Genomic DNA, 24,860 nt, shown 5'->3' with positions numbered 1-24,860 from the left:
GGCCTCCGCCATCATGGCCGTGCAGACAGTTGCCGCCGACACCAGTACTTCCGCCGTGGATCTCGGTCCCGCCGTCGCGCTTTCCTGCCGCGAATGCGGTGAGCGTTTCGAGCTCGGCCCCATTTTCGCCTGCGTGTCCTGTTTCGGGCCGCTCGAAGTGGCGTACGACCTGCCGAGCGGCTCCCCCGAAGAGCTGAAGAAGCGCATCGCCGAAGGCCCGGACAACATCTGGCGCTACGCGCCGCTGCTGCCCGTCCCCTCCGATGTCGCGGACAAGCCCAACATCAACCCCGGCTTCACCAAGCTGGTCAAGGCCGACAACCTCGCCCGCGAGCTGGGCGTGACCGGCGGTCTGTACGTCAAGGACGACTCCGGCAACCCGACGCACTCCTTCAAGGACCGTGTCGTCGCCATCGCCGTCGAGGCCGCCCGCGCCTTCGGTTTCACCACGCTCTCCTGCTCCTCCACCGGCAACCTCGCCGGTGCGGTGGGTGCCGCCGCGGCCCGCGCCGGCTTCCGCTCCTGCGTGTTCATCCCGCACGACCTGGAGCAGGGCAAGGTCGTCATGGCCGCGGTGTACGGCGGCGAGCTGGTCGGCATCGAGGGCAATTACGACGACGTCAACCGCTTCTGCTCGGAGCTCATCGGTGACCCGCTCGGCGAGGGCTGGGGCTTCGTCAACGTCAACCTCCGGCCGTACTACGGCGAGGGCTCCAAGACCCTGGCGTACGAGATCTGCGAGCAGCTCGGCTGGCAGCTGCCCGACCAGATCGTCATCCCGATCGCGTCCGGCTCGCAGCTCACGAAGATCGACAAGGGTCTCCAGGAGCTGATCAAGCTCGGCCTCGTCGAGGACAAGCCGTACAAGATCTTCGGCGCCCAGGCCGAGGGCTGCTCCCCGGTCTCCACCGCCTTCAAGGCCGGTCACGACGTGGTGCGGCCCCAGAAGCCGAACACCATCGCCAAGTCCCTGGCGATCGGCAACCCGGCCGACGGCCCGTACGTCCTGGACATCGCCCGGCGCACCGGTGGTGCCGTGGAGGATGTCAACGACGAGCAGGTCGTCGACGCGATCAAGCTGCTGGCCCGGACCGAGGGCATCTTCGCCGAGACCGCGGGCGGGGTGACGGTCGGTGTGACGAAGAAGCTGATCGACGCCGGTGTGCTCGACCCGGCGCTGACCACCGTCGTCCTGAACACCGGTGACGGCCTGAAGACGCTCGACGCGGTCGCCCCGACGACCGGCCTGTCGGCGACGATCCGGCCCAGCCTGGACGCGTTCCGCGACGCGGGCCTCGCCGCCGCCAGCTGACCACCCGAGACCCAAGGAAGGCACCCACATGAGCGTCAAGGTCCGTATCCCCACCATCCTCCGCACCTACACGGGCGGTCAGGCCGAGGTCGCGGCCGAGGGTGCGACCCTCTCCGAGGTCATCGCGTCCCTGGAGCAGAACCACCCGGGCATCGGCGCCCGCGTCTTGGACGACCAGGGCAAGCTGCGCCGCTTCGTCAACGTGTACGTCAACGACGACGACGTGCGCTTCGAGGGCGGCCTGGACGCGGTCACCCCGGACGGCGCCGGCGTCTCGATCATCCCGGCCGTCGCCGGAGGCTGATCGCCCCTCACGGGCCGGCCCGGCCGCCCGACTGCGCAGCGTGAGCACGATGGCCCCCTCCGCGAGAGAAACGGAGGGGGCCATTCTGCATGGTTGAGCGCGGTACAGTTGGGGAAGTCCCCGCCGCTGCCCGTGCCGCCCGCATATGAGAATGCGCCCGGCCACGACAAGAAGCAGCCAAAGTACGTGAACTCCTTGCGCCATAAGTGGCCTTTGTCAGGCCCGACTTGCCCAGGATGTTCACGAATTCATCCCTTCCGGGCGTTCATGTGTGCCCAGAATTCTCGTCCGATTGACCTGTTGCAGAGGGCAGTTGGGCAGATACATTCGGCCGCGGTCGACGCGTTCCGGCGCACGCCACCCTCTCCTGTCGGAGGGTGAGTTCTGACCCGGGCCCGCGAAGTGCGGTGCTCGTGCAAGGGCCAGTAATAGGGGAGTTAGGCATGGCTCAGGGCACCGTCAAGTGGTTCAACGCGGAGAAGGGGTACGGCTTCATCGCGGTCGACGGTGGTGCGGATGTTTTCGTCCACTACAGCGCGATCCAGATGGACGGGTACCGCACCCTCGAAGAGGGTCAGCGAGTTGAATTCGAGATCTCGCAGGGCCAGAAGGGGCCGCAGGCGGACATGGTCAAGCTCGCCGTCGGCTGAGCTCGGCGCGGTCGTCCGACGACACCACTCACACACGCGGGGCCCGTACCTCCCACCGGGGGACGGGCCCCTCGTGCGTCCCCGGCCGGGCCCGTGGTTGTCCCATCCGGAGGGGGACGCTCGGGCCCGTGGTTGTCCACATCCCGAGGGGGACGCTTGCACTCGCAGGGGTCGAGTGCTAATCATTGGCGTTAGCACTCTCCAGGTGAGAGTGACAGAACTTAGGACCGGGCCGGTGAGGCCCGCACGCTTGCCGGGGCAAGGAACCGGTGAGCACGCTGGCCGTCCGTCGCGGGCGCCTCTCGGTCCGGAGAAATCCACCCCTGTCCGGGAGGACCACTTCACATGGCCAAGATCATCGCGTTCGACGAGGAGGCACGGCGCGGTCTCGAGCGCGGGATGAACCAGCTCGCCGACGCCGTCAAGGTCACCCTCGGCCCCAAGGGCCGTAACGTCGTCCTCGAGAAGAAGTGGGGCGCGCCCACGATCACCAACGATGGTGTTTCCATCGCCAAGGAGATCGAGCTCGAGGACCCGTACGAGAAGATCGGTGCGGAGCTGGTCAAGGAGGTCGCCAAGAAGACGGACGACGTCGCCGGCGACGGTACGACCACCGCCACCGTTCTCGCCCAGGCGCTCGTCCGCGAGGGCCTGCGCAACGTCGCCGCGGGTGCCAACCCGATGGCTCTGAAGCGTGGCATCGAGAAGGCCGTCGAGGCCGTCTCCGCCGCTCTGCTGGAGCAGGCGAAGGACGTGGAGACCAAGGAGCAGATCGCTTCGACGGCCTCCATCTCCGCTGCCGACACCGAGATCGGCGCCAAGATCGCCGAGGCGATGGACAAGGTCGGCAAGGAAGGCGTCATCACCGTCGAGGAGTCCCAGACCTTCGGTCTGGAGCTGGAGCTCACCGAGGGTATGCGCTTCGACAAGGGCTACATCTCGGCGTACTTCGCGACCGACATGGAGCGTATGGAGACGTCCTTCGACGACCCGTACATCCTGATCGTCAACTCCAAGATCTCCAACGTGAAGGACCTCCTTCCGCTGCTGGAGAAGGTCATGCAGTCGGGCAAGCCCCTGCTGATCATCGCGGAGGACGTCGAGGGCGAGGCTCTGTCGACGCTGGTCGTCAACAAGATCCGTGGCACCTTCAAGTCCGTCGCCGTCAAGGCTCCGGGCTTCGGTGACCGCCGCAAGGCCATGCTCGGCGACATCGCCATCCTCACCGGTGGCACCGTCATCTCCGAGGAGGTCGGTCTCAAGCTGGAGAACGCCGGCCTGGACCTGCTCGGCAGCGCCCGCAAGGTCGTCATCACCAAGGACGAGACCACGATCGTGGACGGGGCGGGTGACAGCGAGCAGGTCCAGGGCCGCGTCAACCAGATCCGTGCCGAGATCGAGAACTCCGACTCGGACTACGACCGCGAGAAGCTCCAGGAGCGCCTCGCGAAGCTGGCCGGCGGCGTGGCCGTCATCAAGGCCGGCGCCGCCACCGAGGTGGAGCTCAAGGAGCGCAAGCACCGCATCGAGGACGCGGTGCGCAACGCCAAGGCCGCCGTCGAGGAGGGCATCGTCGCCGGTGGTGGCGTGGCTCTGCTCCAGGCCTCGGCCGTCTTCGAGAAGCTCGACCTGACGGGCGACGAGGCCACCGGTGCCAACGCCGTCAAGCTCGCGCTGGAGGCCCCGCTCAAGCAGATCGCCGTCAACGGTGGTCTTGAGGGTGGAGTCGTCGTCGAGAAGGTGCGCAACCTGCCGATCGGTCACGGCCTCAACGCCGCGACCGGCGAGTACGTCGACATGATCGCCGAGGGCATTCTCGACCCGGCGAAGGTCACGCGCTCCGCCCTGCAGAACGCCGCGTCCATCGCCGCGCTCTTCCTCACCACCGAGGCCGTCATCGCCGACAAGCCGGAGAAGGCCTCTGCGGCTGCTCCGGGCGGCATGCCGGGCGGTGACATGGACTTCTGATCCCTCGGGGTCAGCAGCTCCTCGCAGTACCTGTACGACGCCGGCCCCCGGGATTCGTCCCGGGGGCCGGCGTCGTCGTGTCCCCTCCGGCAATCTCGTCTCCGACGGTCAGGGGTGGTCGAGACCGCCGCGTGCGATGACGTCCGCGTACCAGCGGGCACTGTCCTTGACCGTGCGGCGCTGGCTCGCGAAGTCGACGTGGACGATGCCGAACCGCTTGCTGTAGCCGTACGCCCACTCGAAGTTGTCCAGGAGCGACCACAGGAAGTACCCGCGCACGTCCACGCCGTCCTGGATAGCCCGGTGCACGGCCGACAGATGGGCGTCCAGGTACGCCACCCGCTCCGGGGTCGTGGACCTGGCCCGTGGGGTCGGCGTAGTCGTCGTACGCGGCGCCGTTCTCGGTGACCATCAGCGGCAGGCCGGGCAGTTCCCCGCCGAGCCGGGTGAGGAGTTCGTGCAGCCCGTTCGCGTCCACCGGCCAGTCCATCGCGGTGCGGGGTCCGTCCGCGGGAGTGAACGCCACATGCTTCTCGGCACCCGCCCACGGGGACGGGGACTCCGACGTGCCGGCGGAAACGACGCTGGGGGAGTAGTAGTTGATGCCGAGGGAGTCCAGCGGCGCGGAGATGACCTCCAGGTCCCCGGCCCGGACGAAGGACCAGTCGGTGATCGACGCCGTGTCGCGCACCAGGTCCTGCGGCAGCCGCCCGTGGAAGACCGGGTCGAGGAAGATCCGGTTGGCGACGGCGTCGATCCGCCGCACGGCCTCGTGGTCCGCCGGGGTGTCCGTCAGCGGCCGCAGGGCGTGCAGGTTCAGGGTCAGCGACACCTCGGCGGAGGGCGGCAGCACGTTCCGCAGGACGCTGGTCGCGCTGCCGTGGGCCAGGTTGAGGTGGTGGGCCGCGCGCAGGGCCGCGAGGTCGCTGGTTCGCCCGGGGGCGTGGACCCCGTTCCCGTAGCCGAGGAAGGCCGCGCACCAGGGCTCGTTGAGCGTCGTCCAGGTGGCGACCCGGTCGCCGAGCTCGTGCGCCACGAGCCCGGTGTACTCCGTGAACCGGTGCGCCGTGTCGCGCTCCGGCCAGCCGCCCGTGTCCTCCAGCTCCTGCGGCAGGTCCCAGTGGTAGAGCGTCGCGACGGGCCGGATGCCGGCGCCCAGCAGTTCGTCGACGAGCCGCCGGTAGAAGTCGAGTCCGCGCTCGACGGCGGGGCCGCGGCCGGTCGGCTGGACCCGGGACCAGGACACCGAGAAGCGGTAGTCGGTGACGCCGAGCTCCTTCATGAGCGCCACGTCGTCCGGCATCCGGTGGAAGTGGTCGGCGGCGATGTCACCGGTGTCGCCGTTGCGGACCTTGCCGGGGATTCTGCTGAAGGTGTCCCAGATGGACTCGGTGCGGCCGTCCTCGGTGGCCGCTCCCTCGATCTGATAGGCGGCGGTGGCCGTCCCCCAGCGGAATCCGGTGGGGAACCGCAGCCCCGCCGCGGTGGTGGGGCGGGCATCGACAGCGGTCATGAGACAGGCACTCCAGGAGGTGAGATGGGGTGGTGGGGGGACGGCTCAGCCCTTGACGGGCAGGTCAGCCCTTGACGGCGGCTCGGCCCTTGGCGGCAGCTCAGCCCTTGACAGCTCCCTGCATGATCCCGCCGACGATCTGCCGTCCGAGCAGGCCGAAGACGAGCAGTACGGGGAGGGTGCCGAGCAGGGTGCCGGCCATGATCACCGACTGGTCGTGGACGTAGCCGCCGCCGAGCTGCCGCAGGGCGACCTGCACGGTCGGCTCCTGCGAGGACAGGGCGATGATCGGCCAGAAGAAGTCGTTCCACGCGGTCATGAACGTGAGCATCCCGAGCACGGCCATCCCGGGCCGGGCGACCGGGACGACGATCGACCAGAAGATGCGCGCGGTCGACGCGCCGTCGACACGGGCCGCCTCGATCAGTTCGTCGGGCAGCGACTGCACCAGGTACTGACGCATGAAGAACACTCCGAAGGCCGACACCAGTCCGGGCAGGATCACGGCCTGGAGCTGGTTCACCCACTGGAGTTCCGCGATCAGCATGAACAGCGGGATGACGCCGAGCTGCGGCGGGATCATCATCGTGCCGATGGTGAGGGCGAGCAGGGCGCCCCGGCCCTTGAAGCGGAGCTTGGCGAAGGCGAATCCGGCCAGGGTGCAGCAGAGCACGGTGCCGACCGTGATGGAGCCGGACACGATGAACGAGTTCAGCAGCGCCTTGCCGATCGCGGCCTCCTCCAGCACCGCGTCGAAGTTCTTGATGAGGTTCGGGCCGGGCAGCAGGCTGGGCGGGACCTTCGCGAGGTCCGCGTTGGACCGGCTGGCCGCGACGATCGTCCAGTAGAACGGGAACGCCGAGACCAGCAGCGCGAAGCCGAGGATCAGGTAGGAGAGCCAGCCGCCCTGCATGCCCCGCGGCCCGCGCGGCTTCCTGCGCCCGCCGGGCGGGGTCGTGGCCGGTACGGTCTCGGGCGTGGTCGGCTGTGCGGCGAGCGTGGTCATCGGCCGGCCTCCTTACGGGCACGGCGGCGCACGACGAGGGCGTTGACCCCGACGAGCACCACGATCAGGACGAACATCACCCAGGCGATGGCGGCGGCCCGGCCCAGGTGGAAGAAGCCCCAGCCCTGCTCGTACATGTACAGGCCGAGGGTCTGGTACTGGTGCGAGATGCCGCCGGAGATGGACCCCTCGAAGAGCAGCGGCTCCCCGAACAGCTGGGTGGCGCCGATCGTCGACACGATCACCGTGAAGACGATCGTGGGCCGCAGACCGGGCAGCGTGACATGGATGAACTGCCGCCAGCGCGAGGCCCCGTCCATCTCCGCGGCCTCGTACAGCTCGCCCGGGATGGACTGCATGCCCGCCAGGTAGATGAGCGCGTTGTATCCGGTCCAGCGCCAGACGACGATGGTGGAGACGGCGATCTGCGAGGCGACCGTGCCGGTCTGCCAGTCCACGGGGCTGACGCCCACCAGCCCCAGCGCGTAGTTGATCAGCCCGAAGTCACGGCCGAAGAGCTGGGCGAACACCAGCGTCGCGGCGGCCACCGAGGTGGCGTACGGGAGCAGGATCGCCGTCCTGATGAAGGTGCGCCCGCGCAGCTTGTAGTTGAGCAGGTGCGCGAGTCCCAGGGCCATCGCGAGCTGCGGGACGGTGGACAGGACGCCGATGGTGAACGTGTTGCGCAGTGAGGTCCAGAAGTATTCGTCGGTGAACAGCGCCGTGTAGTTGGCGATGCCGCGCCACTCCATGTCACCGCTCGTCTGGAGTTCGACCCGGTAGAGGGAGACGAACGCCGTGTAGAGCAGCGGGAAGAGCCCGAAGGCGGCGAAGAGGGTGAGGAAGGGGGCGATGTAGGCGTACGGAGAGAGCGTGTGCCAGGTGCGCCGGAGGGACGCGGTCCGGCCGTCGTCGGGTCCGGGCGCCCGGGGCGCGGCCTTCGCGGTGGCGGTGAGGGTCACGGTGCGGCCCTTCGGGGAGTCGCGGGCGGGGAGTCGGGGCGTTACGGGGGCGGGGGCCGGTCCACCGTGCTGCGGAGGAGGACCGGCCCCGGCGCGTGATGACGGGCGTCTCGGTGGTGACGGGCGTCGGTGGTGACGGGTCGTCTGTGGTGACGGGCGTCGGTGGTGACGGGTCGACGGTGGCTGGACGGACGGTGCCGGGCGTCAGCCGACGACGTTCGCCACGCCCTTCTTCGCGGTCTCCCACGCCTTCTCCGACGAGGTGCCCTTGCGCTCGACCTCGCCCAGCGCGTTGGTCAGCTGCTGGACCACGTTCTGGTCGTGCACACCCAGCACCTGGACCGGAGACGCCTTGGCCGCGTCCCCGAAGATCTGGCCGATCGGCGCGCCGGAGAAGTACGCGTCCTCGGCGGCGGTGATCTTCTCGATCGCACCCGTCGAGGACGGGAAGTTCCCCTGCTTGTTGAAGAGCTTGGCCTGCTGCTCGGGGGCGGTGAGCCACTTGATCAGCTCGTACGCCTCCTTCTTGTGCTCGGCCGCACGCGGGACCGAGAGGTAGGAGCCGCCCCAGTTGCCCGCGCCGCCGGGCAGCTTGGCGATGTCCCACTTGCCCTTGCCCGTGTCACCGGCCTGGCCCTTGATGTAGCCGAGCATCCAGGCGGGGCACGGGATGGTGGCGAAGGAGCCGGCGGCGAAGGCCTGGTTCCACTGGGGCGACCACTGGTCGAGCTTGGCGCTCAGTCCGGCGTCGGAAGCCTTGACCGCGGTGTCCCAGGCCGCCTTGACCGCCGGGTTCTCCTCGTAGATCAGCTTGCCGGAGGCGTCGTAGTACCGCTCCTTCTCCTGGCCGATCACGACCTGGTAGAGGCTTCCGATGCTGTCCAGCCAGGCGCTCTTGGCAGGGGCCTTCTTCCTGTACTGCTCGCCGAGCTCCAGGTAGCCGTCCCAGGTCGACCACTTCTGGGCGAGTTCCTCGCGGTCGGTGGGCAGGCCGGCCTGCTCGAACAGGTCGGTCCGGTAGCACATCGCCTCGGGTCCGACGTCGGTGCCGAGGCCGAGGATCTTGCCGTCCTTGGTGGTCGCCGCCGACCATTTCGCATCGGCGAACTGGTCCTTGAGCTGGTCGGCGCCGTACTCCTTCAGGTCCTGGAACTTGTCGGACTGCTGCTGGGTGACCGACGCGATCCTGCCCACCTCGATGCCCTGGACGTCGGCTAGCCCGCCGCCGCCGGCCAGCCGGGTCTGGAGCGACTTCCAGTAGTCGACCTCGTCCTCGGTGTCCGTCTGCTTGATGGTCACGCCGGGGTTGAGCTTCTCGTACTCCGCGTACAGCCCGGCCTCCTTGTAGCCGAACGACCCGAAGAGGTCGACGGTCAGTGTGACCTTGCCGTTCGCGCTGTCGGAGGAGTCCGAGGTGCCGGATCCACAGGCGGCGAGGAGCGTTCCGGCGAGGACGACCGCGCCGAGGCGGACGGTGGTTCTCTTGGCGGCTCGGGTGATGAGCATGGGAAGTCTCCCTTGGCTTCGGGATGAACCGAGCGCTTGAGAGCGCTCTCAAAAACTGGTCTGGAGCGTCCCGCGGCGTTCCCTCGCCGTCAAGACTCGAACGCATAACGGCTGCGGATACGCCCAACTAGCGCCCGTGTCAGTTCTCTTGACACTTACGTTTCAGAAGTTTTACGTTCCTTGGCACTTGAGAGCGCTCTCGAAAACGCTCCCGCCCCCCATGACTCCGAGGTGCTGCCCATGCAAGCCAACCTCTCCAGATCCGCCGCGGCGACGGTCCTGTCCCTCGCCCTGGCCGCCGTGGCTCTGGGTCCTGCCGCTTCCCCGGCGGCAGCCGCCACCATCCCCGCCGGCTCCGGCAGCTACACCGACAGCCGCCCGGCCGGTACCTCCGGACCCACCACCAACACCGGCGCCCCCATCACGCCCAAGCTCACCGCGGCGGCGAAGAACAAGCCGGTCCCCACCAACGACTGGTGGTCCTCCCTCGCCTACCAGCGCTACGGCGACAACCCGTACTCCACCCCGATGTACGGCCACCCGCTCACCTATCAGGCCACTTCCGGCGGCCTGGAGGTCGGCTACCCGACCTCTCCCGCGGTCGTCGGCGAAGGCCGGCAGTACGAGTACGCCCACAAGGCCGACCTCACCGTCGGACTCAACGGCCTCAACTCCCCGGACACCAAGGCCGACGACTGGTCCGACTGGACGGTCACCCCCTACTGGTCGGACGGCACCCGTACCCTGCGCACGACCATCGGGCACGGCATGCCCTTCGTGTACGCCAAGGGCTCCGGCGGCGACGCCCGGATCACCACGGCCGGCACCCCCACCGTCTTCGCGGACAACGGGAACGTCCTCGGCATCACGGTGGCCGGCCACCACTACGCGCTGTTCGCCCCGACCGGCAGCGACTGGAACGTCTCCGGCACGGCGATCACCGCCGGACTCGGCGGCAAGGACTACTTCTCGCTCGCCGTGCTGCCGTCCACGGACGCGCTCGCGACCTACCGGAAGTACGCCTTCAGCTTCGTCACCGGTTCCACCGTGGCCTGGCAGTCCACCGGCGGCACGGTCAAGGCGACCTACAGCCTGACCACGGAGGCCAAGGAGGGCACCGAACGCGGCACGCTCCAGGCGCTGTACCGCCACCAGTGGCTGCACACCACCGACGCGCTCACGTCGTACACGTACGTCTCCCCGCGCGGCACGATGAAGGTGCGGGAGTCCGCCTCCTTCACCACCAGCCAGCAGAACCAGGGCGTGCTGCCCGCCCTGCCCGCGTCCAGCGGGGTCGACAAGGCCCGGCTCACCGGATATCTGAACGACGTGGCGAACGCCTCCGACCCGTTCTCCGGGGCCAGTGACACGTACTGGACCGGCAAGGCGCTCGGCCGTCTCGCCCAGCTGGTGCCCGTCGCCGACCAGATCGGCCAGACGGGCGTCCGGGACAAGCTGCTGGGCCTGATGAAGGGCCGCCTCCAGGAGTGGTTCACGGCGGGCGGGGCCAGCGAGTTCAGCTACGACAAGGACTGGAAGACCCTCACCGGCTACCCGGCCTCGTACGGCAGCGACACCGAGCTCAACGACCACCACTTCCACTACAGCTACTACGTGTACGCGGCGGCGATCGTCGCCCAGTACGACCAGGCATGGGCCGCCGACTCCGCGTGGGGCACCATGGTCAAGACCCTGGTGCGGGACACCGCCAACCCCAGCCGCACGGACTCCGCGTACCCGTTCCTGCGCGGCTTCGACGTGTACGCGGGCCACAGCTGGGCCTCCGGCCACCAGGGCTTCGCGGCGGGCAACAACCAGGAGTCCTCGTCGGAGTCCATCAACCTCAGCGCGGGCCTCGTCCTGTGGGGTGCGGCGACGGGTGACACCGGGCTGCGCGACCTCGGCAGCTACCTGCTGACCACCGAGTCGGAAGCGATCACGCAGTACTGGTTCGACGCCGACCAGCAGGTCTTCCCCGGCTCCTTCGGCCACGACACGGTCGGGATGGTCTGGGGCAGCGGCGGCGCGTACTCCACCTGGTGGACCGCGAACCCGGAGGAGATCCACGGCATCAACGTCCTTCCCGTCACCGGTGGTTCGCTGCACCTGGCCCGTGAGAAGGCCGCCATCAAGCGCAACATCGCCGAGATGGAGCGCGAGAACGGCGGACCGGCCGTCGAGTGGCGCGACCTGCTGTGGCAGTTCGAGTCGCTGGCCGATCCGGCTGTGGCCAAGGCCAAGTGGGACGCGGGCAACGCGGGTTACACCCCGGAGCAGGGTGAGTCCAAGGCGCACACGTACCACTGGATCACCACGCTCGACACCCTGGGCGCCCCCGATCTGACGGTCAGCGGGAACATCCCGACGTCCGCCGTCTTCGCCAAGAACGGCGTCCGCACCTACGCCGCTCACAACTTCGACTCCACCGCCCGCACCGTTACCTTCTCCGACGGCAAGACGCTCTCCGTACCGGCCCGTTCCACGGCCACCGGCACGGGCGCCGGCGGTGGCGACCCCGATCCCGAGGAGCCCGGCCCGTCCACCGGCAACACCTTCCGGCTGAAGTCCGGCGGCACCCTCACCACCGCGACGGACGGCGCGGCGGGAGCCGACACGCTGGCCTCGGCGGACGGCGTCAACCGGGACGGTACGCCGTACAAGCCGACGGTCTACGAGATCAAGAACGTGGACGGGACACTGGCGTCGGGTGCGTCCACCGCGTTCCGTCTCCGGGTCGACGCGGGTACGAAGGTCGGGCTCGCCCCGCAGGTCAGGGTCAGCTACGACCTCACCGGTGACGGCACGTTCGACCGGGTCGAGACCTTCCGCTACTTCGCGACCGACCCGGTCGCGGGGTGGGAGGAGTACACCCAGGCGGCGGGCACCGCGGCGGTGATCGGGAGCCTGGGCAACCTCAGGGCCGGAACGGTCCGTCTGGAGATCTGGAACGCGCTGGGCAACGGCACGTCCCAGGTGCAGACCGGTACGGACGCGGCGGTCGTGAAGATCCCGTACGTCTGAGCCTGACCCTGTGCGGCGGGTCCCGGCCTCTCAGGCCGAGGCCCGCCGCACGAGTTCGGTCGGTGTGATCACCGAGTCGGGGGTGTTCGCCCCGTCACGATCCTTGTGCAGACCGCGCAGCAGCAGCCGGGCCATCAGCCGGCCCTGGCCCTCGATGTCCTGCCGGACGGTGGTCAGCGGCGGGTCGCAGACCTCGGCCACCGAGTCCATGTCGTCGAATCCGACGAGCGCCACCTGCTCGGGCACCGCGATCCCGTGCTCGCGCAGTACCCGCAGCGCACCCGTGGCCATCAGGTCGTTGGCCGCGAACACCGCGTCCAGATCGGGCCGGCGCCCCAGCAGTTCCGCCATCGCCCGCGCCCCGCTCTCCACGGTGAACGCCCCCTCGGCGACGAGCGTCGGGTCCGTGTCCAGCAGGACGTCCCGGTAGCCATCGAGGCGGTCCACCGCCGAGGTCTGGTCGGGCGGCCCCCCGATGTACGCGATCCGCTCCCGCCCCAGATCGCGCAGATACTGCACGGCCACCCGCGCCCCGCCCCGGTTGTCGGCGTCCACGTACGGCACGGCCTGTTCGCCCGGGGCCGCCGTCCAGCTCGGCCGCCCGCCGTACACCGTCGGTATCCCGGCCCGCCGGGTGATCGCGGGCAGCGGGTCGTCGGTGTGCAGGGAGAACGCGAGGGCCCCGTCGACATGGCCGCCGGACAGATAGCGCGCGATCCGGTCGAAGTCCTCGGGCCCTTCCACGATCAGCAGCACGAGCTGGATGTCGTGGGCGGCCAGCTCCTTGCTGATGCCACGGAGCTGCTGGGAGAAGAACGGGTCCGAGAAGATCCGGATCTCGGGTTCCGTGATGACCACGGCCACCGCGCTGGCTCGCCGGGTGACGAGCGTCCGGGCGGCGTGGTTGGGGATGTAGCCGAGCTCGTCGACGGCCCGGCGCACCTTGTCGACCAGCGGTTTGCGGACGCCCTCGCCCCCGTTGACGACCCGGGACGCGGTGGCCCGGGAGACACCCGCCAGCGCCGCGACGGCTTCCAGGGTGGGTCTGGACCCGGGATGCTGCTCGGCCAAGACGGGCGCTCCTCGCTGCTGGGCGGCGGCACGGGCAGACGGGGCACCGCCGGATCGGCTACAGCCTATCTCCGGGGTCTGGCAGCGGGCTGAGAGCGCTTCCAATCGGCGGTGCGGGCGGGACCCGGTCGTCCAGGAGTACGGCGAACGCCGGCCCTGGATGAGTGGATGTACGACCCTCAACCTTCGCGGGACACGCGCCCTCGGCGTTCCTCGCTCCCCGGACCCACGCCGTGTCCAACACCCCGTTCGTGGGAACACAGGACTCCGTGGACGGCGAGTGGATCTACCCGCTGGGCGTGATCAACGAGCTGTACAGCACCGAGGACGAGTGGGGCGAGCCCGTCGAGCCTCACCTCAGGGGCGCGCTCCACGATCCGTACGACGACGACGAGATCGACGACGAGGACATCGAGGACGACGAGGGCTGACCCTCCCCGTGAAGGCTCAGTGCCGCCGCCCGCGTGCCCATGCCGTCCGGTCCGGGCGCGCGACCATCCCGGCCCGCACCGAGGCCATCCGCTCCTGCACCCCGTCCGTGGGTACGGCGCCGGGCGGCCCTGAGGGCGCGTGGGCGGCCTCGCCCCGGCAGCCCGCGCACAGCCCGCCCGCCAGGGCCTCCGGGCTGCCCGGTGCGCGGCACTCACCGCACTCCAGGGCGAGCAGCGTCGTGCGGCGCTCGGGGGCGGGCCGGTGCGGCGGCAGCTTGTCGGTGAGCCGCCTGCGGAGCAGCGAGGCCGCGTGGTGCACGGGCGTGGGGAGCCCGTCGGTCAGGGCGTGCATCAGCTCGGCGGTCGTGGCGCCCCGCTCGAACCACTCGCTGACCTGCGGTTCCAGGCTCGCGCACTCCGCCGCCGACAGGCTCAGCGAGGGCGCGGTGCGCCCCAGTGCCGCCAGCAGGACGAAGGCCCGTGAGCGGGTCTGCGGCTGCGGGGTCTCCCGGGGTACGTCGCCCCGTGTGAACGCCGCCCACCACGCGTCGTCCCGCGCGGTCCTGGAGAAGAACGTCCGGGTGACCCAGAGCAGGACCTCGTCGTTGGCGACGCACTCGCTGCCCCGGCGCAGATGCCCGGCCGCCTGGAGCCTGTTGAGCGCGGTCCGCAGGGCGCACTGTCCGTACGGAAGGACCTTGGCGAGCGTCTTCACGGAGATGTCGGAGCCGTCGGGCAGCCGGTCGATGTACGAGGCGATGGCGGCCTCACGCGGCGGCAGATGCCTGAAATCGGCTGCCTCGCGAGGGCGTTGGTCCGGCGCGGAGCGCTTGCCGTAGCCGGGGTTCGCCATGGGGTGCGTGGAGCCGCGCGGGGGCAAGGGGGCAGCACTAAGCTGGGTGACAGTCATTTAGGTCGGGCCTTCGATCTAGGTGGTCAGACCCCTGTCCGGTGTTGGCGCACCGACGGGGGTCGTTCTATGTCACTCCGCACGCTAGAGCGTCGTCACGATCCGTGGCAAGCCGAGCACGAAAAGTCAACCCTTCGTGGCGAACGAGGGAGGGTGGGCGGGAAAAGACCCCTCCATCCATTCCTCTGAAAGAGCGCCCGGACTTCAGGACTTGAGCTCCGGTCAACCCGCGAGAGGAGCCTGCCCGATCGGATGATCTTGGTTGCGCACTCGGGCGTGGCGCGTCACAAGATCGCCAGGATGGCCGGTGACGGCGCCCTGACCAGCAGGTCCGAGGACAGGGGCACACGCATGCCGTCGACCGACCAGAGCGGGGAGTGACCATGGCTAACGAGCTGAAGTACGGCGACAAGATCCACCTCCAGAACGGCTACAACGGCTGGACCGGCGGCTATCTGGACACCAACGGCCACAGCACCGACTCCGGCGGCAAGTACGCCGTGTCGACCGCCGAATCGCCCACCCGCGGGGAGGGCACCGGAACCTGGGAGATCCTCTCCCCGAACGGCAAGGCGACGGGTGCTCCGGTGGTCAGCGGCGACGTGATCCAGCTGCGCAACCTCTACGGCGGGGACGGTGGTTACCTCGACACCAACGGCCACGCCACGGCGGACCAGAAGAACGCGGGCGCCAGGTACAACGTCTCCACGTCCAAGGACCGGGACCGCGCGCCCGGCTCCGGCACCGGTCGCTGGCGCATCACCGCGCGGACGTCCTCGCCCACCGACGGGAACATCCGCCCCGGTGACGTCATCCAGCTGTGGAACCTCTACGCCGACAACGGCGGCTTCCTGGAGACCAACGGCGGCGGCCCGGCCGGCGGCAAGTACGACATCTGCACCAACGCCTACGCCAACCGCTCGTCGGACGTGGCCGACTGGAAAGCCCAGCGCCCGTAACAGCTGAGCCGTGTGATGCCCCGTCGTGGGGGCCGCCGCTCCGCCTGCGGCCCCGTGACGGCTCAGCGCGTACGGATCGAGTGGTACGTGCCCTTGCCGACAGCCCCCAGCTTGTCGGGGTTGGCGACGTTGTGGATGGCGGAGATGCGGCCCTCGGCGTCGAAGTCGAAGGCCACCGTGGCGATCACCCGGTCCGGTGGCGGGCGGGCCCCGCGTGCGCTTTCAGACCTTGTACACCTGGACGCCAGGGCCGCACAGAGCGAGGAGATCCTCGGGGTCGGACGTCAGTACCGTCGTAGGGGTGTGGCAGGCCAGAGCGGTGGCGGCAACGATCGCGTCGAGGGCGTACTTGTGGCCGTGCAGGCCGGCTTCGGCGAGCAGCCTGCTTGCGCGACGGGCGATGGCCTCGCTGGGAGGAACTACGTTCACGCGCGACACGGCAAAGTCGAACCTGGCCTGATTGATCTTGGGGTCGCGCGCCTCGACGAGCGTGACAGAGCTGGTGATGACCCGGATGTCCTCCGCTTCGGCCGCAGCCAGCCACTCGGTGAGTGCAGGCGTGCGTCGGACGAGTGCGGACAGGCCCTCGCAGTCCAGAACCAGTGTGCCGCTCACGCGGCGTCCGCAGGCCGCGCCGAGCTGCCGCGAAGGAGGGATCGCTTCGCCTCGACCCCTGCTCGGTCCACCTCGCCGTGATGGGCCTGCGCGTCGTCGATGAGCTCGCGGAGCTGCTCGCGTTCCAGTTGGCGCTGGATCAGGGACTCGACGTACGAGGACATTCCTCGCTTGCCGGTGAGCGCCTTGAGCGCGGCGATGGTGCCTTCGTGGAGTGAAACGGACACCGGGCGGATCGGGCCTTCGCCAGGCGCGGGGGATTCGGTCATGCACCCACTTTAACAAGAGTCTTGTTAAAGTGGAGTGTCAACGACTCCGTACGAGCTGTCCCGTCGTTCGCCGCCCCCGCGCCACTGCGCTGCTGCCCTTGGGCGTGAAGGCCCTGGGGTGCGAGCCGCCGGCGGAGCGCCTCCCCGCCGAGCTGCGCTTCAGGTCGTCGAGAACGCGCTCGCCGACGAGTACGGCCTATCCCGCCCGACCGTCCGCCGGGCGATCGCGGTACTCACCGAGGAAGGGCACCTCTACGCAGTGCCGGGGCGCGGTACGTACGTAGCCGGACAGGCGCCGGAGGGGTCCGCTCCGAGAGCGTGAAGAAGCCCCGCCCGTCCGCCACGGGGGAACGACGGACAGGCGGGGCGGCATGGGGTGTCAGCTCGCGGTCACGCCCAGGTGAGGCGTTGTCCGTCGGGGCCGGCGTGCAGCCGCATCCGGTCGGCCGGCGGTCGCCCATCCGTCTGCCACCGCGTGATGCGTTCGGTGATCTGATCCCATAGGCGTGCCGGGCCGCCCTGTCGGACTATCCATCGGCCGTCTCCCTCGAAGAGGACGGCGCATGCCCCGGCGTCCACGTCGATGATGACGTGTTCCGTCCGGCCCTCCCGTTCCAGCGTGAGCCGCTGCGCGCGCGGCGCGGCGAACTGTGCGACGAACCGGGCCGTCCAGTCGTCGAGCACATCCGCGCCCAGTTCGGCGGGCACCGCGTCGCCCTCGCTGAGGTTCGGCAGCATCCCGAGCGGAGGCGGAAGGTGGGGACGGGCCAGCATGAACGAGACCTGTCCACCGAGAACAGGGCCGCTCGCCGTGCCGTCGTCGGCGACCGTGAGCCGTACGAGTTCGGATGCGTGCATCCATCCTCCGACCGTGACCAGGACTTCACCGCCGGGCCGTGTCTGCGCGAGCCAGTCGGCCGGCACGGTGTGCACGCCGCACGTAGCGATCACGCGGTCATACGGGCTTCCCTCCTTGTAGCCCGCCAGGCCGTCACCGACCACGCGGGCAGGCCGGTAACCGGCGCCCGACAGGGCCATTCCGGCACAGGCGGACACCTCCGCGTCAACCTCGACCGTGGTCACGTTGTCCTCGCCCACGACATGGCACAGCAGCGCGGTTGAGTAGCCCGTGCCCGTGCCGATCTCAAGGACGCGCGTCCCCTCGGTCACCCGCAGGTCTTCGAGCATCCGCACGACCAGACTCGGCAGGGTGGACGACGAAGACGGGGCCGCCGCGATGCGCCCCTCGACCTGGTCGGGGAAGACGCCCCCGGCCACCTGCGTCACAAGGCTGTCGTCTTCGTAGACTCGCACGAGCCCTTCCGGGGAGCCCCCGGCTGCGGGGCGGTACCAACCGCCGTCCTCATACTCGAACCAGCCGCGCGAGAGGAACGCCTCACGAGGCACCGACATGACGGCCGCCTCCCATTCCGCGCTGCGTAGGGGGCCGGACTTGGACAGGCGCCGCGCGAGGTCGGCCCGTAGGTGTTCCGAGTGCAGTGGGTCAGTCATGCTGACTCGCTCCGTTCTCCAACAGGTCTGCGATTGCGTGGGTGATGGGCAGTTGGGCCGCGTCTTCGAGCCACGCCCATTGGCCGTTGGGGTTGCACTCCAGGAACCACCATGCGCCGTCAGCGGTCACGGAGAAGTCGAAGGCGCCGAAGTTCAGCCCGAAGCCGGCGAGGAACCGCACCAGCGACCCGCGTATCCCGTCCGGGCACGCGACCGGCTCATATGTGAGGCTCTGGTATTCGGCTCTCCAGTCCACGACCCCGGGCGGCGCGGTGATGCGCGCGCTGAACACCTGCTCGCCGACGACGACCGCCCGCACGTCCGCCACCTTCGGCACCCATTCTTGGAACAGGTGCGCGCTGTGACTCACCGCTCCGTCGATCTCGCCCGCCTCGACCGGGGCCGCCCAGATTCCGGCGGGCTCGCCCTCGACGTCGTAAGCCCCGGCGTGCAGGGGCTTGTAGATGGTCGGCCGTTCGGCGCAGAACGCCTTGCCCTCCATCGGGTCGTTCGTGATCAGGGTGGCGGGAACCGTGAGCCCGACCCGTGTCGCCGCGTACAACTGCGCGGGCTTGTACTCCGCTCGCGCGATGGCTTGCGGGTGGCTCAGGTACAGGCACCCCGGAAGCGCGCCCAGTACGCCGCCCAGGCCGCGCCGGTTCTCCTGCGCGGCGAACCGGGCCGCCTGCTCGCCGCTCCCCGTCGGGTAGGAGCTCGGACGACGGTGGTACAGGGCGCGCACGGCGGATAAGTCGGCCGTACGCTCCCCAACCGTGAGCCGTCCGCCCCATCCGCCCGCCCTCATGTGCGCGGCGAGCACCGCGGGCGCCGGGAAGTCGCGCCCCGGGTCGAACCGGAGGACGGGCACCCGGCGCCGGTTCAGTTCTGCGATGACCAGATCAGCGGTCGCGTCCTCGTACTCCGTGCAGACCAGCACCGGGCGCCCGTCCATGGCACTACCCCCTAGTCCTGTGTCGCATCGTGACCGGAATCGCTGTCCATCTTGCCGTCCTTGCCGACCTGCGTGGGCGGGTAGGTGTTCACGCTCGTACCGTGCTTGCCGAGTTCGGCCGGCGTCATCGCTCCGTCCTCCCCGAGCCATCGGCCGGTCTGCGTGGCCGGGTCAATGCCCGCGTACCGCCACGGCGAGGGAGAACCGTTGCGCAGCGGAGCCATACGGCGCAGCCCCCACGGGGCCTGTGCGGACGTCTGCTTACCTGTGGGGCTTGTCTGCAAGTCTCCTCCTTGGTTGCTTCCTACGGTGTCGTGCAGGACCCGCCCGGCTGGCGCTCGACCTGTCCAAGGGTTGCGTGCGGTGATCCGACCGGGGCGCGGGGTGGTGCCCGCTCCCCTGCCGGGGGATGTGGGAGAACCGGTTGACAGGTCATCCCCGGCAGGGGGCGGAGTCTTCACAGGTAGATCTGTCGCTTGCAGGCCCGGCAGTACGTCTTGCCGTCGCGCTTCTCGGTCTGCCGGTGCTCACACGTCCTGGTCCTGGTCCCGGTCATCGCACCGTCCCGGCCGGCAGCGCCGTGGGGTACGGGTCTCGCTCGCGGCGGGACGCCCGGTGACGGCCGCCGGAACCGCCCGGGTGCGCCGGGCGCGGCGGGGGCACGTGGGCGGGAACGGCGAGCGTGGCGGACCGCGCGGCGCGGTCGGTGATCCGGTCCCGTCCGTGCGCCTGGACCCGCACCATGTGGTCAAGCTCCGCGAGGCACGGACCGCAGGCGTACACGTCGCCCGTCGCCCCGGGCGTGGTCACGGAGCCGACCCACAGCACGGCCACGCCCTCACGGCGGCAGAACAGCCAACACGTCCCCGTCGACCACGCGTTACCGTCGCCAACCTGCGCGACCAAGGGCCACGCATCACGCCACGGACGCTCAACGGACGGGGCGAACATCACGCCGTACCCCCGTTCGCCCCCGCCAGTTCCGCCGGGCCGCATCACCGCGTAGTCGCCGAAGTTCCGGCGGTAGCGCCGGTGCGCCGTCTCCGGCGTATGCCAGCGCTGCCACTCCTCGACCGCCCCCGGGCCGTTGTACGTGCCGGACTCCGCCCCGCACTCGGCATCGTCGCTGGACACGCAGCGCGCTGCGTACTCCGGTTCCGCCGTCTCGTCCTGCTCCATGGTGAACGGGACGTAGCGGAGTACACGCCGGGTCACCGCGCCGCCCCCCTCTCAATGGCCGCCGCCAGCTCAGGGGCCACGGGGGCGGAGCAGTCGCCTAGGGTCACCAGGGCGTACCCGACGCCGTCGGCCCGCAACGAGGGACGAACGTCCATCGCGGGAAGCTGGATACCCGCCCGTCGCAGGGCAGCGCCGAGGGCGTCGCGCGCATCCTCGGCTTCCCTGATCTTCCCTACCGTCCGCCGCTCCGTCGCCATGCCGTCCACTCCGTACGGGTCGCTTGTCCGCGTGCTCTGCGTAACTACCTACTCACACCATGGCCGCGAAGTGCGTACGCTCAACAGGTCTGGAGCCATTCCAACGGAAGCGGAATACCAGGGAGTTGAACAGGTGAGCGAGGAAGCTGACCAGGCAGGGGAGCCCGCGAACGGTGCCGTGTACTTCGGTGAGGAGGTGAAGGCTCTACGGGAAGCGTTGGGGCTGTCTCAAGAGAAGTTCGCGGACAGGCTGCACTATCAACAAGCACAGGTCAGCAAGGTTGAGAACGGCACTGTGCTTGCCTCAGAAGCGTTCGCAGAGGCCATGGACCGTGTGGCCGGAACGCCGGGGGTGTACGTGCGCCTGCGCGCCAAGCTGAGCAAACAGGGGCACCCGGAATGGTTCGTGCCGTACATCACCCTTGAGGAGTCCGCGAGCGGCATCACGGACTACTCGTGCACGTTCCTCATGGGCTTGTTGCAGACCCCGGACTACGCGACGGCCGTCATCCGAGCCGCTTTCCCACGTGAGACAGAGGACCAGGTCAAAGAGCGCGTGGAGCTGCGCATAAGGCGACAGGCTGTCATCGAGCGTGACGAACCGCCACTCCTGTGGGTCGTGATCCATGAGGCAGTCCTGCGTACGTGCATCGGTGGCCGATCAGTCATGATCGGGCAGCTTGAGCACCTGGCCGTGCAGATGGCATCACCCCACGTCATGGTTCAAGTGCTGCCGTACAAAGCGGGTGCCGCGCCCAGCCACTTGCCGTTCACGCTGCTGGCGCTGAACGGCGCACCTCACGCGGTCTACACCGAGACCCCCACCCATGGTGGTCAGGTGGACGACACCTCTAGCGTGGTGGCGAGGGCCGTCGGCATGTTCGATCGGCTTCGCATGGCGGCACTGTCCGAGGAAGAGTCGCTAACCCTGGTTCGCAAGATCATGGAGGATCACGCCAAATGAGCAGCACGTCCGACCCTCAGCCCATGCGGTGGGTCAAGAGCACCTACAGCGGCGGCGAGGGACAGTGCATTGAATGGGCGCCCGACCACGCGCACGCAACGGGTGCGTTCCTGGTCCGTGATAGCAAGGATTCGGACGGCCCGAACCTGACCCTGACCCGTGAGGGGTTCGCCGGCCTCGTGGAGTTCGCCAAGCACCACGGGTGACCCGCGCCCCACCGCCGAGTGACCGGCCCTCGCCACACGGCGGGGGCCGTTGTCGTGTCGGCACGGAGCGCACCATCCGTGCGCTTGCCTGCTGAGGTCCGTCGCAGTGCCGAGGGGGTGGCCAAGACGGGTTAGCACCGGAACAGCACCGTTGACCTGCACGTTTCCGCCAGCCAGTACCGGGGGGCAAGAGGGTCAGCAACGAAGAAGCCGGACGCGTCCAGCACCTCGTCCAGCTTCTGGGCCTGGTCCAACTGCATGCGGCGGGTGCCCGACTCCAGCTGGCCGATGAACGAGCCGCTGACGAACAGCGGGGCGCCGAGGTCCTCCTGCGAGAGGCCGGCCGCCTCCCTGCGGTGGCGGAGCTCGGCGCCCAGCAGGGCGCGGGGGGAGGAGGAGGGATCGAGCTTCTTGGGTCCGGGCAAGGCGACTCCCTGTTGCACACGTCCGGGTGTTGGAACTGCACCACTTCCACGGTAGCGGTGAATTGGACACGCTGAGTAGGCATAGCCACTACTCAGCGTGGAAATGGGGAAGATCATGATGACGGCTACGGAACGGCGCAAAGAGGCAGCGGGCAGAGTGCGGGCTGCGGAGGACGCGGTGGAGCGGCTGAGGGCCGGTCTCGCGGGGGTCGGCGTGAAGCTGCCCTCGCTGCGGATCGACCCGGTGTCGTTCGCGGGGAACGAGCCCAACCCGCTCGTGGACCTCGGCCGGTGCTCGATCGAAACGGCGCTGCGGCTGAGTGTTCAGCTGGAAGCGGCGGCGGCACATGACAGTTGAGGGCCTGGAGCCGTGTACGCCGGAGCCCGGGACGTTCGCGGTGGACGGCCGTGACGGCCGGGTGGGCCGGGTGATGGGCCGCGTCGGCCCGTACGTCCAGCTGCGCCCCCCGGGCGGCGGGGCGGAGTGGGACTGCCCGCCGGACGCGGTCCGTCCCGCCCCGCCGGGGCTCGTGCTCCGGGCGCGGGTGAGGGAGATCAACCGGGAGGGGCGGCTGCCCTGATCCGGCGGGCCCGGTCCGTTGCCCTAAGCGCGGGAGGCGGCCGGGACGAGCCGCTGCCCCAGCACCGCGAGAAGGGTGTGCGCCGGGGGGAGGGCCAGGGCCCCGGTGAGCAGCAGGGCGGCGGCGATCGGGGCGAGGACCCCGGCGACGTACGCGGCATAGGTGTTGTCCGGGCCCCACTCCAGGAACAGGGAAGCCGTGCCGGAGCGCAGCGGATGGGCGGCGGAGCTGAGCAGGACGTACAGGCCGATGGTCAGCGCGCCCATGGGCAGGGCGACGGCCACGGTCCGGAACCACGCGGAGGCCCCGCCCCACACCAGGGACCAGGAGCGGCGCAGCGCGGCGAGGGGCGAGAGTTCCTCCGTCGCCGCGACGGCCGGGGCCAGGGTCCACCCGAGCCTGAGCACCAGCGCGGCCACCAGGCCCAGCAGGGGCGGACCGTAACGCAGCAGGACGAACAGGTTGGGGTACTCCCACTTCGGCACGATCACGGTGTGCTCCCTGAACAGGGTGGTGGTGAAGGTCTCCTCGACCAGGACACCGAGCACCACCGGAGCCCACACGAGCACTCCGCGCAGCGCGTACACACCGAGGACCGAGCGGAACCGTCCGCCCGCCCGGCCGGTGACCGCGCGGGCGGACGCCGTCTGGATCGCGGTGCAGGCCAGGTGCAGGAGCAGGATCAGGAACGGCAGGCAGGCGAGCAGGATGAGCCACATGGTGTTCACGCGGCTGCCGTCGGGGGCGTAGGAGTCCTCGTCGATGCGGGCCCGCTCCGCGCCCAGGCGTATCTCGGTGAACTCGGGCCAGGCGGCGACGAAGCCGACGACGGTCAGCAGCAGTCCGCCCAGGGCGACCAGACCGGTGACACCGGCCGCCCGTCCGAACAGACGGCCCCTGTCGCGCCGCAGGACGACGAACGCGGTACGGACGATGCCGCGCCCCTCGTCGTCCGCGTGCCCTTCCCGGAGGGGGGCACCGGTCTCGGTCGCGGGGTCGTTCGCCATGTCTATCGCCTCTTACTGTCCGGGGGGACGCTGCCCAGCGATCGAAGATCAACCTCTTGGAAGTGGGATGCGAAGGAACCGGCTGCCGGTTCCTCGGCCACGACGAGCGCGGGGGGACACCTGCGGAGAGGTCGCTGCGGGCGTCACACGTTCGTGGGACGCTGATGAGAGCGGCGGACCGCCGCGAACACGTCGATCTACGCTCCCGCGTACGGCCACAGGAGGAGGGACCCGCGATGACCGCCGCGATGGTTGAAAGCGATCAGGGCTCTGAAGGCCGCCCGTGGGACTACCTGCTGCGCACGTGGCAGGAACTGGACGTGCCCGAGGGGTGGCGCGCCGAGATCGACGAAGGGCAGATCGTCTTGGTACCGCCGCCTCATGCGCACCACAACGGGATCGCCGAAATGGTGCAGCGTGTTCTCTACGGGAGCCTCCCCGACGAGCTGGGGATCTACCAGACGCTCGGTGTGCACGTCGCGCCTCTCGACAAGCTGTACGTCCCGGACCTCGTAGTGATGCCGAGAGAGCTGATCGCCGCCGCCGACCCGGAGACCAGCGATCCGCTGGACGCGTCCGAGGGGCTTCTGATCGTCGAGATCACCTCTCAGGGGAACGCCCGGGAGGACAGGACGAAGAAGTACCGCGCCTACGCGCGGGCCGGGGTCCCGATGTATCTGCTGCTGGACAGGTTCGACACGCGTGGGGCGATGGCCACGCTGTTCACCGAACCGAACGAGGACGGAACGTACAAGCACAGCGACGCCGTGCCCTTCGGGAAGCCCCTCCAGCTTCCCGGTCCCTTCGATGTCACCCTGCCCACGGCCGAGTTCCCGGTCTGAGGGCCCCGTCGCGGCTTCGTGCGGGCGGTCAGAACCAGGGGGCTGCCGCCTCCCGCAGTGCTCTGATGGACTCGGAGAGCGAGGCCACCGAGGCCAGTGCGCCGGACACCGTGAAGATGGCGTTCCGCACGCGGCCCTGACCGGCTTCGTCGGTGCTGGGGAGCGCGTCCTCGACCTCGGCGAGTGCCGACTCCGCGGCTGTTCCTTCCGCCGCCGACAACTCGTCCGCGCCCAGGTCGCGGATACGGGCCCGGAGGGCTTCGACGGCTTCCCGCAGCTGCACGATCTCGGCCGATTCCGCGGCGCGCACCGCCCCTCCCGCATGGCTCACGTACTGGGCGGTGCTGTTGTCGCCGGTCTGGGCGTTCCCCGTGAACGTGCCGCTCACATGGATTCCGCGGCCTTCTCCGGCCGGTGTGTCCGTCATCGCGTCGACTC

At 69.5% G+C, this 24,860-nt stretch carries 27 protein-coding genes and 3 pseudogenes; 14 read left to right on the top strand and 16 right to left on the bottom strand.

What is annotated here, in order from left to right; translation table 11 throughout:
- Positions 1-13: 13 nt before the first annotated feature.
- The 4 genes from thrC (at position 14) to groL (ending at position 4,234) form a co-directional block, all read left to right on the top strand.
- Positions 14-1,312, top strand: a complete 1,299-nt coding sequence (gene thrC, locus ACWCQM_RS20700) for a threonine synthase (protein WP_450916627.1) — start codon at positions 14-16, stop codon at positions 1,310-1,312.
- 28 nt (positions 1,313-1,340) lie between these two features.
- On the top strand, positions 1,341-1,616 hold the full coding sequence (locus ACWCQM_RS20695; protein WP_073743704.1) for a MoaD/ThiS family protein: 276 nt from the start codon (positions 1,341-1,343) through the stop codon (positions 1,614-1,616).
- A gap of 443 nt (positions 1,617-2,059) precedes the next feature.
- The gene (locus ACWCQM_RS20690) at positions 2,060-2,266 is read left to right on the top strand and encodes a cold-shock protein (protein ID WP_003967346.1); all 207 of its coding nucleotides are present in this window, start codon (positions 2,060-2,062) and stop codon (positions 2,264-2,266) included.
- A 345-nt stretch (positions 2,267-2,611) separates the two neighbouring features.
- The gene (gene groL, locus ACWCQM_RS20685) at positions 2,612-4,234 is read left to right on the top strand and encodes a chaperonin GroEL (RefSeq protein ID WP_073743705.1); all 1,623 of its coding nucleotides are present in this window, start codon (positions 2,612-2,614) and stop codon (positions 4,232-4,234) included.
- A 108-nt stretch (positions 4,235-4,342) separates the two neighbouring features.
- Here groL and ACWCQM_RS20680 read toward each other — a convergent pair.
- The 4 genes and pseudogenes from ACWCQM_RS20680 to ACWCQM_RS20665 form a co-directional block, all read right to left on the bottom strand.
- Positions 4,343-5,747, bottom strand: a pseudogene (locus ACWCQM_RS20680) (GH1 family beta-glucosidase).
- Between the two features lie 100 nt (positions 5,748-5,847).
- Complete coding sequence (locus tag ACWCQM_RS20675) at positions 5,848-6,753, bottom strand: carbohydrate ABC transporter permease (RefSeq protein WP_450916626.1); 906 nt, start codon at positions 6,751-6,753, stop codon at positions 5,848-5,850.
- The gene (locus tag ACWCQM_RS20670; protein WP_450916625.1) at positions 6,750-7,715 is read right to left on the bottom strand and encodes a carbohydrate ABC transporter permease; all 966 of its coding nucleotides are present in this window, start codon (positions 7,713-7,715) and stop codon (positions 6,750-6,752) included. Before ACWCQM_RS20670 ends, ACWCQM_RS20675 begins: the two co-directional genes overlap by 4 nt.
- Before the next feature lie 204 nt (positions 7,716-7,919).
- Entirely contained in the window at positions 7,920-9,221 is a 1,302-nt protein-coding gene (locus ACWCQM_RS20665) for an ABC transporter substrate-binding protein (RefSeq protein ID WP_450916624.1), read from the bottom strand.
- Positions 9,222-9,461: 240 nt separating this feature from the next.
- Here ACWCQM_RS20665 and ACWCQM_RS20660 point away from each other — a divergent pair, with 240 nt between their 5' ends.
- Positions 9,462-12,242: a glycosyl hydrolase gene (locus ACWCQM_RS20660; protein ID WP_450916623.1), complete on the top strand. Its 2,781-nt coding sequence runs from the start codon at positions 9,462-9,464 to the stop codon at positions 12,240-12,242.
- A gap of 30 nt (positions 12,243-12,272) precedes the next feature.
- Here ACWCQM_RS20660 and ACWCQM_RS20655 read toward each other — a convergent pair whose 3' ends face one another.
- A complete protein-coding gene (locus ACWCQM_RS20655) occupies positions 12,273-13,313 on the bottom strand; it encodes a LacI family DNA-binding transcriptional regulator (protein WP_450916622.1) in 1,041 nt (346 codons plus the stop codon).
- A gap of 233 nt (positions 13,314-13,546) precedes the next feature.
- Between ACWCQM_RS20655 and ACWCQM_RS20650 the strand changes: the two genes are divergently transcribed.
- A complete protein-coding gene (locus ACWCQM_RS20650; RefSeq protein WP_450916621.1) occupies positions 13,547-13,744 on the top strand; it encodes a hypothetical protein in 198 nt (65 codons plus the stop codon).
- Positions 13,745-13,760: 16 nt separating this feature from the next.
- Here ACWCQM_RS20650 and ACWCQM_RS20645 read toward each other — a convergent pair whose 3' ends face one another.
- Positions 13,761-14,597, bottom strand: coding sequence for a hypothetical protein (locus ACWCQM_RS20645; protein ID WP_450916620.1), 837 nt, complete (start codon positions 14,595-14,597; stop codon positions 13,761-13,763).
- Between the two features lie 309 nt (positions 14,598-14,906).
- On the opposite strand from ACWCQM_RS20645, the gene ACWCQM_RS20640 reads away from it, so the two are divergent.
- Both ACWCQM_RS20640 and ACWCQM_RS20635 read left to right on the top strand, forming a co-directional pair.
- Positions 14,907-15,035, top strand: a complete 129-nt coding sequence (locus tag ACWCQM_RS20640) for a hypothetical protein (protein WP_450916619.1) — start codon at positions 14,907-14,909, stop codon at positions 15,033-15,035.
- Between the two features lie 2 nt (positions 15,036-15,037).
- Positions 15,038-15,613: a hypothetical protein gene (locus ACWCQM_RS20635; protein ID WP_450916618.1), complete on the top strand. Its 576-nt coding sequence runs from the start codon at positions 15,038-15,040 to the stop codon at positions 15,611-15,613.
- A 62-nt stretch (positions 15,614-15,675) separates the two neighbouring features.
- On the opposite strand, the pseudogene ACWCQM_RS20630 reads toward ACWCQM_RS20635, so the two are convergent.
- The 3 genes and pseudogenes from ACWCQM_RS20630 to ACWCQM_RS20620 all read right to left on the bottom strand — a co-directional run.
- Positions 15,676-15,810: pseudogene (locus ACWCQM_RS20630) on the bottom strand (RNA polymerase subunit sigma-24); the annotation flags it as partial.
- A 25-nt stretch (positions 15,811-15,835) separates the two neighbouring features.
- Positions 15,836-16,228, bottom strand: a complete 393-nt coding sequence (locus tag ACWCQM_RS20625; protein ID WP_450916617.1) for a type II toxin-antitoxin system VapC family toxin — start codon at positions 16,226-16,228, stop codon at positions 15,836-15,838.
- Entirely contained in the window at positions 16,225-16,497 is a 273-nt protein-coding gene (locus ACWCQM_RS20620) for a hypothetical protein (protein ID WP_450916616.1), read from the bottom strand. Before ACWCQM_RS20620 ends, ACWCQM_RS20625 begins: the two co-directional genes overlap by 4 nt.
- Before the next feature lie 34 nt (positions 16,498-16,531).
- Here ACWCQM_RS20620 and ACWCQM_RS20615 point away from each other — a divergent pair, with 34 nt between their 5' ends.
- The gene (locus tag ACWCQM_RS20615; RefSeq protein ID WP_450916615.1) at positions 16,532-16,819 is read left to right on the top strand and encodes a GntR family transcriptional regulator; all 288 of its coding nucleotides are present in this window, start codon (positions 16,532-16,534) and stop codon (positions 16,817-16,819) included.
- A gap of 68 nt (positions 16,820-16,887) precedes the next feature.
- Here ACWCQM_RS20615 and tgmC read toward each other — a convergent pair whose 3' ends face one another.
- The 4 genes from tgmC to ACWCQM_RS20595 all read right to left on the bottom strand — a co-directional run bounded on the left by tgmC (position 16,888) and on the right by ACWCQM_RS20595 (position 20,176).
- A complete protein-coding gene (tgmC, locus tag ACWCQM_RS20610; protein ID WP_450916614.1) occupies positions 16,888-18,009 on the bottom strand; it encodes an ATP-grasp peptide maturase system methyltransferase in 1,122 nt (373 codons plus the stop codon).
- Positions 18,002-18,961 (bottom strand): ATP-grasp ribosomal peptide maturase, encoded by a 960-nt coding sequence (tgmB, locus tag ACWCQM_RS20605; protein ID WP_450916613.1) that lies wholly within the window; start codon positions 18,959-18,961, stop codon positions 18,002-18,004. The genes tgmC and tgmB overlap by 8 nt, the downstream gene beginning before the upstream one ends.
- Before the next feature lie 11 nt (positions 18,962-18,972).
- Positions 18,973-19,245 (bottom strand): putative ATP-grasp-modified RiPP, encoded by a 273-nt coding sequence (gene tgmA / locus ACWCQM_RS20600; protein ID WP_450916612.1) that lies wholly within the window; start codon positions 19,243-19,245, stop codon positions 18,973-18,975.
- Between the two features lie 268 nt (positions 19,246-19,513).
- Positions 19,514-20,176, bottom strand: a complete 663-nt coding sequence (locus tag ACWCQM_RS20595) for a DUF7848 domain-containing protein (RefSeq protein WP_450916611.1) — start codon at positions 20,174-20,176, stop codon at positions 19,514-19,516.
- Between the two features lie 354 nt (positions 20,177-20,530).
- On the opposite strand from ACWCQM_RS20595, the gene ACWCQM_RS20590 reads away from it, so the two are divergent.
- Both ACWCQM_RS20590 and ACWCQM_RS20585 read left to right on the top strand, forming a co-directional pair.
- Positions 20,531-21,361, top strand: a complete 831-nt coding sequence (locus tag ACWCQM_RS20590) for a helix-turn-helix domain-containing protein (RefSeq protein ID WP_450916610.1) — start codon at positions 20,531-20,533, stop codon at positions 21,359-21,361.
- Positions 21,358-21,567 (top strand): DUF397 domain-containing protein, encoded by a 210-nt coding sequence (locus ACWCQM_RS20585; RefSeq protein WP_450916609.1) that lies wholly within the window; start codon positions 21,358-21,360, stop codon positions 21,565-21,567. Before ACWCQM_RS20590 ends, ACWCQM_RS20585 begins: the two co-directional genes overlap by 4 nt.
- A 200-nt stretch (positions 21,568-21,767) precedes the next feature.
- On the opposite strand, the pseudogene ACWCQM_RS20580 reads toward ACWCQM_RS20585, so the two are convergent.
- Positions 21,768-21,992 (bottom strand): annotated as a pseudogene (locus ACWCQM_RS20580) (helix-turn-helix domain-containing protein); the annotation flags it as partial.
- 118 nt (positions 21,993-22,110) lie between these two features.
- On the opposite strand from ACWCQM_RS20580, the gene ACWCQM_RS20575 reads away from it, so the two are divergent.
- Both ACWCQM_RS20575 and ACWCQM_RS20570 read left to right on the top strand, forming a co-directional pair.
- A complete protein-coding gene (locus ACWCQM_RS20575) occupies positions 22,111-22,350 on the top strand; it encodes a hypothetical protein (protein ID WP_145804873.1) in 240 nt (79 codons plus the stop codon).
- Positions 22,340-22,573, top strand: a complete 234-nt coding sequence (locus tag ACWCQM_RS20570; RefSeq protein WP_267074366.1) for a hypothetical protein — start codon at positions 22,340-22,342, stop codon at positions 22,571-22,573. Before ACWCQM_RS20575 ends, ACWCQM_RS20570 begins: the two co-directional genes overlap by 11 nt.
- Before the next feature lie 23 nt (positions 22,574-22,596).
- Here ACWCQM_RS20570 and ACWCQM_RS20565 read toward each other — a convergent pair whose 3' ends face one another.
- Positions 22,597-23,580, bottom strand: coding sequence for a hypothetical protein (locus ACWCQM_RS20565; protein WP_450916608.1), 984 nt, complete (start codon positions 23,578-23,580; stop codon positions 22,597-22,599).
- Between the two features lie 236 nt (positions 23,581-23,816).
- Between ACWCQM_RS20565 and ACWCQM_RS20560 the strand changes: the two genes are divergently transcribed.
- On the top strand, positions 23,817-24,422 hold the full coding sequence (locus ACWCQM_RS20560) for a Uma2 family endonuclease (protein WP_450916607.1): 606 nt from the start codon (positions 23,817-23,819) through the stop codon (positions 24,420-24,422).
- 28 nt (positions 24,423-24,450) lie between these two features.
- Here ACWCQM_RS20560 and ACWCQM_RS20555 read toward each other — a convergent pair whose 3' ends face one another.
- The gene (locus ACWCQM_RS20555; protein WP_450916606.1) at positions 24,451-24,849 is read right to left on the bottom strand and encodes a DUF5955 family protein; all 399 of its coding nucleotides are present in this window, start codon (positions 24,847-24,849) and stop codon (positions 24,451-24,453) included.
- Positions 24,850-24,860 lie beyond the last annotated feature (11 nt).

It is taken from the genome of Streptomyces sp. NPDC002125 (assembly GCF_053593715.1).
This window is presented reverse-complemented; position numbering and strand designations above follow the sequence as displayed.